The sequence below is a fragment of the Candidatus Bandiella numerosa genome (assembly GCF_021811875.1).
GTDB classification, from domain to species: Bacteria; Pseudomonadota; Alphaproteobacteria; order Rickettsiales; family Midichloriaceae; genus Aquirickettsia; species Aquirickettsia numerosa_A.
This window is the reverse complement of record NZ_JAJBJD010000047.1, coordinates 1-7144: the sequence shown is the minus strand read 5'-3', so window position 1 is coordinate 7144 and position 7144 is coordinate 1. Positions and strand designations below refer to the sequence as shown.

Genomic DNA, 7144 nt, shown 5'->3' with positions numbered 1-7144 from the left:
TTACTCTTCTCTATACGTTCTTCTGCTTCTCTTACTAAAAATGACATTTTGCCTCCTCTTTCGTATGTACTTATCTTTTCATTCTATCATATATGTTTCTTTCTGCCTATTATGCAATGGTCTTTATCTTGCTATTGTGGATAATTTTAATATAGTTAGACAGTACAGCAAACCATTTTATAGTTAACTATTTTAATCTCTATGAAAGCACATGCCTGCGCATCGTTCAATGTGATGTCAACAAGTGTAAACGGTAACGTGGTAGCAACTTATGATACATTTGAGCAAAAAATAAATTACTTTTACCACCAAGGAGGTACAGATCGAGATTTGATAAATTGTGTATACCAAATACACGGATCTCTTTTACAGGCATTATATAAACATATAACAAATAATTCACATGGATATAAAGATACCACGGACTTTTTTGGGTTTTCCGCGTTATACTACTTTCATTTAAGACCTATTGCTAAAGAGCAGATATTACACTTAGAAAGCATTGGATTTAGGGAAAAATATCCTTCTTACTATAAAGTAGAGCATTTTGACCTTCATTCATTTTATTCTCATGTTGGTAAAAATACAAAAACAGCAATTGTATTCTTAGGTAAAGATGAGAGCGGTGCTGTTGATATTAATGCTGTACACGCAATATTTACAAAAGGATATAATGTAATTTCAATAGACGCCAGGTTTAGCAATATCTATTATCATGATGTATATAAAATAGCATACCAATATTCAAAGCAAGATATAGAATTATTGTATATTTCATCCCATGGCAATGAAAGTAGTCTAAGGGTTCATTTACATACAATACCTATACTTGGTCATGATGAGTCTATAACTTCTGTTAACGGCAATATAGAAACCACTTACTATGCAAGAGATAGTATTAACACAGCAACGTTTATAAAAGGTATTTCTTATGCTGCCAATGGTTATTGGCCATTTTTTGCATCATTTTTGACAGAAGTTCCGACTTTTGGGCTGTATGGGAAAGAATTAGAGATAGTGTTATCATCATGCGATGCGCAGCTTTCAAGCTTTGATACTAAAAGCATTTTGGCACCTGGATCTCGCGTATTTATCATAGGTGAGAATCATTATGTGCATGATCAGCATATTGTAGTTCGTGCAAGAGACCAAGATGATATTAGAATGCTTGATTCTTTAGGTAATAATTTTGAGCTGAGCGCAAAATCATTTTTAAAAGCGTATCTTAATTCTATTGATGTGACTTCTCCAGCACCGTACTACATGGAAATATATGGGCATACTTTGTTAGGAAGACCAATATTAAATGAATTTTCATGCTTAACAGTTAAAGAATCTAACTTGGATCTAATTATAAAATTTAGAGAAGATTCTAAGAATAATGAATACATAGACTTGCTAAATGATTCATGTGAATTTGGTTTTCGAAATGAAGAGCCTAATTTGGAAAACTTATGGACAAAAGAATTCCTTTTTAAATTTGTAGAAATGGTAGAGCAGGACGCTCAAGAAGCAAGAGAAGAGATTTATGGATATATAGAGGAGAAACTTTTGGCTTCAAAGCAAGAATTTCTGTTTTATAGCAGTATTGCATGCAGTAAGGTTTCTGCATTCTTTAACGTAGCTATCTCATGTGAAGAATACTTCTTACCTGAGGAAGCTTTTTTAAATAATCATTATTAATCGATATAATATTTATGTGGGACCAAGACATATTTAATATTCAAAATGAATTACTAGAAGATAACTCACTAGGAAGTTCATCTGAGTTAGAGATAGGATATAAAAGTGAGAGCCATAATTTTACTAATTATGGCGAAGAAGAAAGCTCTTTAGATACTTTAATTGATCATAAATTACTTATAGAGCTCACAAAAGAATATAAGCCTGAAGTTGTAGTAGAGACTAGGGAGATTAAGAGCTGGAGTGAATCTTTATATGGGGCGGGTGTATATGCTAAAGATACGATCAAGTATCTTGCAGAGAAAATAAGTGTGGATATGACAGCTGGGATTTCTGCTGGAGGTAGCGGTGGAGATGATGGAGGAAGTAATGGGGATGACGATGATGAAATTATCGCAAAAATAAAAGAAATTTTGAATTGTGGTGACAATAAAAAAATTAGCGAAACAATAAAGCAAGAGTTTGGCATTGATGTTTCGAAAGAAAGCCTTGATAAAATTCCTAAAAACTTAAGTGATATAAAAATAAATAGGGAAGGAACTGGAGTAAGATTTAATAGTGTTGTGAAAGGTCTTAAAGAAGCCAACGATTCATTGCGTATTACTTCTGGCAATCCAAATGCAAAATATTCTTCTCAAACTGTGGATTATGTAAAGATAACAAGTGGAGGTAATGTAATTGGTAGAGGAGGTAGAGTGATTACAGAGGAAATTGCAAAAAGAGATATAGGTACCAACAAACCTAAAAATCATCCAGACGCCCACATACCACTCGATGAATGGAAAAATTGGAAGTATTGGGATAAGCCATGAATATACAGGAACAAGAAAATTTTATAGATCAATTTTTTGATCAAGTATTTGAGGTAAAATATATAGGGATGCGGCACGAGATAATGGGATCTGCATTTTTTCTATCAAATAGAGAGTTGCATAAGTTATTAGAACTTGGTGAAGAGTTCACTATGTATAAATGCTTTGCAAATGGTCGATATTCCTTTCATTCTATAGTCGACGATACCTTTGATTATTTTTTTAATGATCTTAATCTTGGCGATATGATGGAGGAGGGAATTGCGCATTATGAACTAGGCCAAACTATGAAAACCATGAAAGAAGTAGAGTCGTTAACAATATCAGCATATTTGTTAAATCAATTAATAAGAACGATCAATCCAAAATTCAAAAGGCAAGAAATACCTAATGAAGAGTATTACAGCTCACCATTTTTTAAGCCTTTACTAAAAACTGCAAATTTTACTTATCGAGAATGCATGAAAAATGAAACTGATATTAAATATATACAATCAATGGAAGAGGAGGAGCAAAAGATAAAAGCAGAATACGAGCGTATTTTTGGAACAAGTAAAACTAATGAAGGTTTAAATTCGAAATAGGGCTCTGTCGCATCTGTAAATAAGGAGTAAAAGTTTTCAAATAATTTATATATTATTCCATTAAGCAGCTAGTGAAAGAAATTTATCAAAGACAGAATTATAATGATCATTGCAAGCAAGTTGTCCTTTTTTAATCATATGCAAGAGCTCTATTACTGCAATGGTTTTGGCGGCACTTCTAAAGGATTTTAAGCCAAGCATCGGGTTAATTCGTTTCTTAATAAATCTACGATCTACTTCTATCCTGTTGTTTAGATATTTGTTCTGCCTAATTTCTATTTGGTCTTCTTTAGATAATGGCTTATTGATTGAATTTAAAGCAGCAGTATTAGAGCCACTTTTGTCTATATTAACCTTTGTAGGCTGGCCACTAGATTTGATTGCCTTCTTGAAAAACGCTTTAGCAGATCTTTTATCTCTTTTTGCTCTTAGCATAAAATCTATTGTATCTCCGTATTTATCAACTGCTCTATACAAATAGACCCATCTACCTTTAACCTTGATATAGGTCTCGTCCATTCTCCAGCTACCATTGACTGGCTTTTTTCTTTTTCTAAATCTTCCTTCAAGTATTGGCATAAACTTTATCACCCATCTTTGCACAGTAGCGTGATCTATGTTGAGACCCCTTAATCCACCTATTTCTTCTATCTCTCTATAACTTAATGAGTATCTTCCCTTCATGTACAGAGTACCATTATTATTTCTGGACCATATTCATGATTCTTGAAATATTTCATTATTTTTGGATCTACTTTAAACATCATTACCAGCAACTATTTCTTTTAGAATATCAAAATTCTTATCCCTTTCAACAGATGCGACAGAGCCCAATTACAAAGTATATGCAAGAGTTATCCCAAATGATGTTTTGATACAAAGTAAAAAGCACACCTATAATATTGAGGCGCAAAATAGCTCTCTCAGAGACTTTATCAAGAGACACAATCGAAAAACCAAGGCTTATTCCAAGGCCGATGATATGGCTGAATTATCTGTGTACATCCATTTCTTCTTTGACACTATATTTGTTTAGCAATGCCAAGTTAATTGACGGCACCGTCAAGTTAATTTATTTTTCTAGTTATATTTACCATAACAGCTTTATATATCATTCAACCTATCTGCTTCTGGGCTTTTAATAATTCAAAACTTGACGGTGCCTAGAGCCTCCCCACCCAGACCTTTACTAAGGCTTAGCTAATTCTTCAGGTTGTTGATCTCGTCAATACTAAGTCCTGTAGACTGAGATATGATCTCAGCAGAAATATTATGAGATAACATGTTTTTTGCTATCTCATAATTTCTTTCTATTTTACCCTTTTCGATACCCTTTTCGATACCTTTTTCGATACCTTTTTCGATACCCCTACGCTCAGCTTCTTCTGCAAGGCCCTCAAGATAAGCTTCTCTAGCTTTATTATCTCTAGCAATCTTCTCTGAAGCTTCATAGGCACGTAGCTCATCTTTTGTCCAGTGATGTGCTTCTAGCTCATGGTATGCTTTTGTAATTACCTCGTCACTGTTTTTGATTAATTCACCCATATCATCAGGATCATTTGCATACTTGAAAAAGTAACACCATTTATCTTCAAAGCTCTTTACTTCCTCTATGCTTTTATTAAACTTTTTGAGCTCTATGAATGTAAATGAGAAGTCTTTTAGATCTCTTTCATATGTCTTTTTATCCAATGTGTAATGGACTGATTTATACCCCTTCTTCTTTGGAAACATTTCATATTCTGTTATCGCTAAGAATATTACTTCCTTAAGATGATCATAATTGTACCCCTCTTCAGCTTGAGATGAATATGCTTTTGCTGCGTAGTATTGAGCTCTTTTCTCAAATCCACCAACTTTTGCTACCTGCATCTCTACTATGTACTGTGTTCCATCCTCTTCTTCGCATAAAACATCAACTACACTCTGTTTTTTTCCTATAAGTTCAGGATGTTGCATTGGATTGAGTAGTCTTACTTTTGTAATTTCTTTCTTCCCTTCTCTTTCTATTACATCGTTTAAAAAATGCATCAAAATATCCTTGTTCTTTTCAGTTCCAAAGATCTTCTTAAATGCTATGTCATTTCTTGGGTTTAAGTATTTTACTATCGTCATAAGAGCCTACTTATATCACCCCAATATTACTAGATACTTGCTCTTTTTGCTACATAAATTAACCAACTATTAGAGTAATCCAGATATTGATCTAACTAGTCCCTTTACCAACTCAGGTTGCGCCTCAGTAAATTTTCCATTTACTTTTTTAGCAACACTTATAATTCTTGTTTGGTATTTTTTCCAATTGCTTTTTTCTTGCCAATCTGATTTTTTATAACCACTTGTCCCTTGTTTTAATAATGCATTACTAGTTTCTGATACAATATTATCTGCTGTTTTTTCGCTAATTTGTAAATCTGTTATCATTGAGTATTGCACTACTTCAACAGCCGCATCAAGAATAGCATTTGCAGTTCCTGCTAATAACCCATAACCTAACATATCCCTTCCAGAACCACCAGTTGATCCAACTATCATTGCTCCTGCTGCCATACCTTCAAATGTAGCGCCATATCCCCCAGATAATATTGCAAATGGGTCTTCTAAAGTAGATTTGCCTACCTGTAAAATGTTAGCCTGAATCATAATATTGGCATCCTTACTTTTATTTACTACTTTATATCCTTTAGCTTCAATAGCGGATTTAATTTGAGCCTCAATATCAAGACCTTCTTTGTCTGTAGTATTTCTAATTTGAAGCATTACAGTTTTCTTATCATCGTCTATCGGGTCTAAGAAAACAGTGTCTGACATCTTAGTTTGCACCTCTAGCTTGCCGTGCTTAATCAGTTTTTGCGTTGTACCACAGCCAGTCAGATTAAATACTGCTAAGGATAAAAGAAAAATTATTACATACGATGAGATTTTTTGATTCATTGTTAACTCCATTATTTCATTCCAATTGTCGCTTTGTAAGTTTCTAGCTCTTCTTCCTGCCTTAGCCTCTCATCATTATCCATTTTTCTTAATTTTAAAACTTGTTTTAATATTTTGATATCATATCCTTTAATCTTTGCTTCTGCTAGAGTATCTGTTATTACTTGCGATACAGCTTCTTTTTCTTCTTCAAGCTTTTCTAACTTTGTTATTATTTGCAATAATTCTTCTTTATTGGTCATGAAATTTACCTTAAGCGACTAATCGTTTCTTTTTGCACCAAGTAACTGTAGCAAGAAAACAAATAGATTAATAAAATCCATATAAAGTGTAAGTGAACCATATATAGCAAGTTTAGATGCTACTTGTTCATTCCCTTGATTTTGATAATAAAGCGATTTAATTCTTTGGGTATCGTAAGCAGTAAACAGGGTGAAAACTACTACTCCTATAACAGAGCTAATAAAATAAATAGCTGAACTTTTTAAAAATATATTTACAACACCAGATATAAGTAAACCAACAGCCCCCATCATTAAAAATGATCCCATAGAAGATAAATCACGCTTTGTATTGTGACCATATATACTCATAGCACCAAAAGTAGATGCAGTGATAAAAAATACTCTAGCTATAGATTCACCAGTAAAGACTATAAATATTGATGATAAAGATAATCCCATAAGTGCAGCAAATACCATTAAACAGCTCTGCGCTGCTGTTTGGCTCATAGACATTAGTCTACTTCCCATATAAAAAACCATCCCAAGTGGAGCAAATGCTACAACCCATTTTAGACCTGAACCATGTACTAAATACATAAAATCTTGCGAACTAGCTGCACCCATTGCAATAATTGCAGTTAATGCAAGTGCAAAAGACATATATTGATATACTGAGATTAAATATTTTCTAAGGCCAAAATCGTATCTATTTCTTCTGGCTTCTGTTTGAGTGTTTATGTAATTTATGGTCATGAGGCGTTAATTAATTAAATTTTTATCTATAGTGGACTGAAAAATCAAGACAAAATTTTGAGAATTTTGCTTCCTATTATTAAGCAGCATTTTTCAATGCCTCTAAATAAACATTCATGGGCTTTTTATAGCCAATGCTAGAATGAAATCTTTT

General features: G+C 33.1%; 8 protein-coding genes and 1 pseudogene. 4 read left to right on the top strand and 5 right to left on the bottom strand.

The window, feature by feature from the left end:
• Positions 1-201 precede the first annotated feature (201 nt).
• From L8D11_RS02635 to L8D11_RS02625, 3 genes are read left to right on the top strand one after another with little or no spacing between them, the layout of a single operon-like run.
• The gene (locus L8D11_RS02635) at positions 202-1683 is read left to right on the top strand and encodes a hypothetical protein (protein ID WP_236870127.1); all 1482 of its coding nucleotides are present in this window, start codon (positions 202-204) and stop codon (positions 1681-1683) included.
• A gap of 14 nt (positions 1684-1697) precedes the next feature.
• On the top strand, positions 1698-2495 hold the full coding sequence (locus L8D11_RS02630; RefSeq protein WP_236870126.1) for a hypothetical protein: 798 nt from the start codon (positions 1698-1700) through the stop codon (positions 2493-2495).
• A complete protein-coding gene (locus L8D11_RS02625; RefSeq protein ID WP_236870125.1) occupies positions 2492-3079 on the top strand; it encodes a hypothetical protein in 588 nt (195 codons plus the stop codon). The genes L8D11_RS02630 and L8D11_RS02625 overlap by 4 nt, the downstream gene beginning before the upstream one ends.
• 60 nt (positions 3080-3139) lie before the next feature.
• On the opposite strand, the pseudogene L8D11_RS02620 reads toward L8D11_RS02625, so the two are convergent.
• Positions 3140-3843 (bottom strand): annotated as a pseudogene (locus L8D11_RS02620) (IS6 family transposase).
• A gap of 14 nt (positions 3844-3857) precedes the next feature.
• Between L8D11_RS02620 and L8D11_RS05980 the strand changes: the two are divergent.
• Positions 3858-4115, top strand: coding sequence for an IS1 family transposase (locus L8D11_RS05980; protein WP_369127276.1), 258 nt, complete (start codon positions 3858-3860; stop codon positions 4113-4115).
• A 164-nt stretch (positions 4116-4279) separates the two neighbouring features.
• On the opposite strand, the gene L8D11_RS02615 is transcribed toward L8D11_RS05980, so the two are convergent.
• The 4 genes from L8D11_RS02615 to L8D11_RS02600 form a co-directional block, all read right to left on the bottom strand.
• On the bottom strand, positions 4280-5194 hold the full coding sequence (locus L8D11_RS02615) for an Rpn family recombination-promoting nuclease/putative transposase (RefSeq protein WP_236870124.1): 915 nt from the start codon (positions 5192-5194) through the stop codon (positions 4280-4282).
• Between the two features lie 69 nt (positions 5195-5263).
• Positions 5264-6013, bottom strand: a complete 750-nt coding sequence (locus L8D11_RS02610) for a complement resistance protein TraT (RefSeq protein WP_236870123.1) — start codon at positions 6011-6013, stop codon at positions 5264-5266.
• Positions 6014-6024: 11 nt separating this feature from the next.
• Positions 6025-6255 carry a GapR family DNA-binding domain-containing protein gene (locus L8D11_RS02605; RefSeq protein ID WP_236870122.1) on the bottom strand — a complete coding sequence of 77 codons (231 nt, stop codon included), beginning with the start codon at positions 6253-6255 and terminating at the stop codon, positions 6025-6027.
• Positions 6256-6273: 18 nt separating this feature from the next.
• A complete protein-coding gene (locus L8D11_RS02600; RefSeq protein WP_236870121.1) occupies positions 6274-6990 on the bottom strand; it encodes a Bax inhibitor-1/YccA family protein in 717 nt (238 codons plus the stop codon).
• Between the last annotated feature and the right edge of the window lie 154 nt (positions 6991-7144).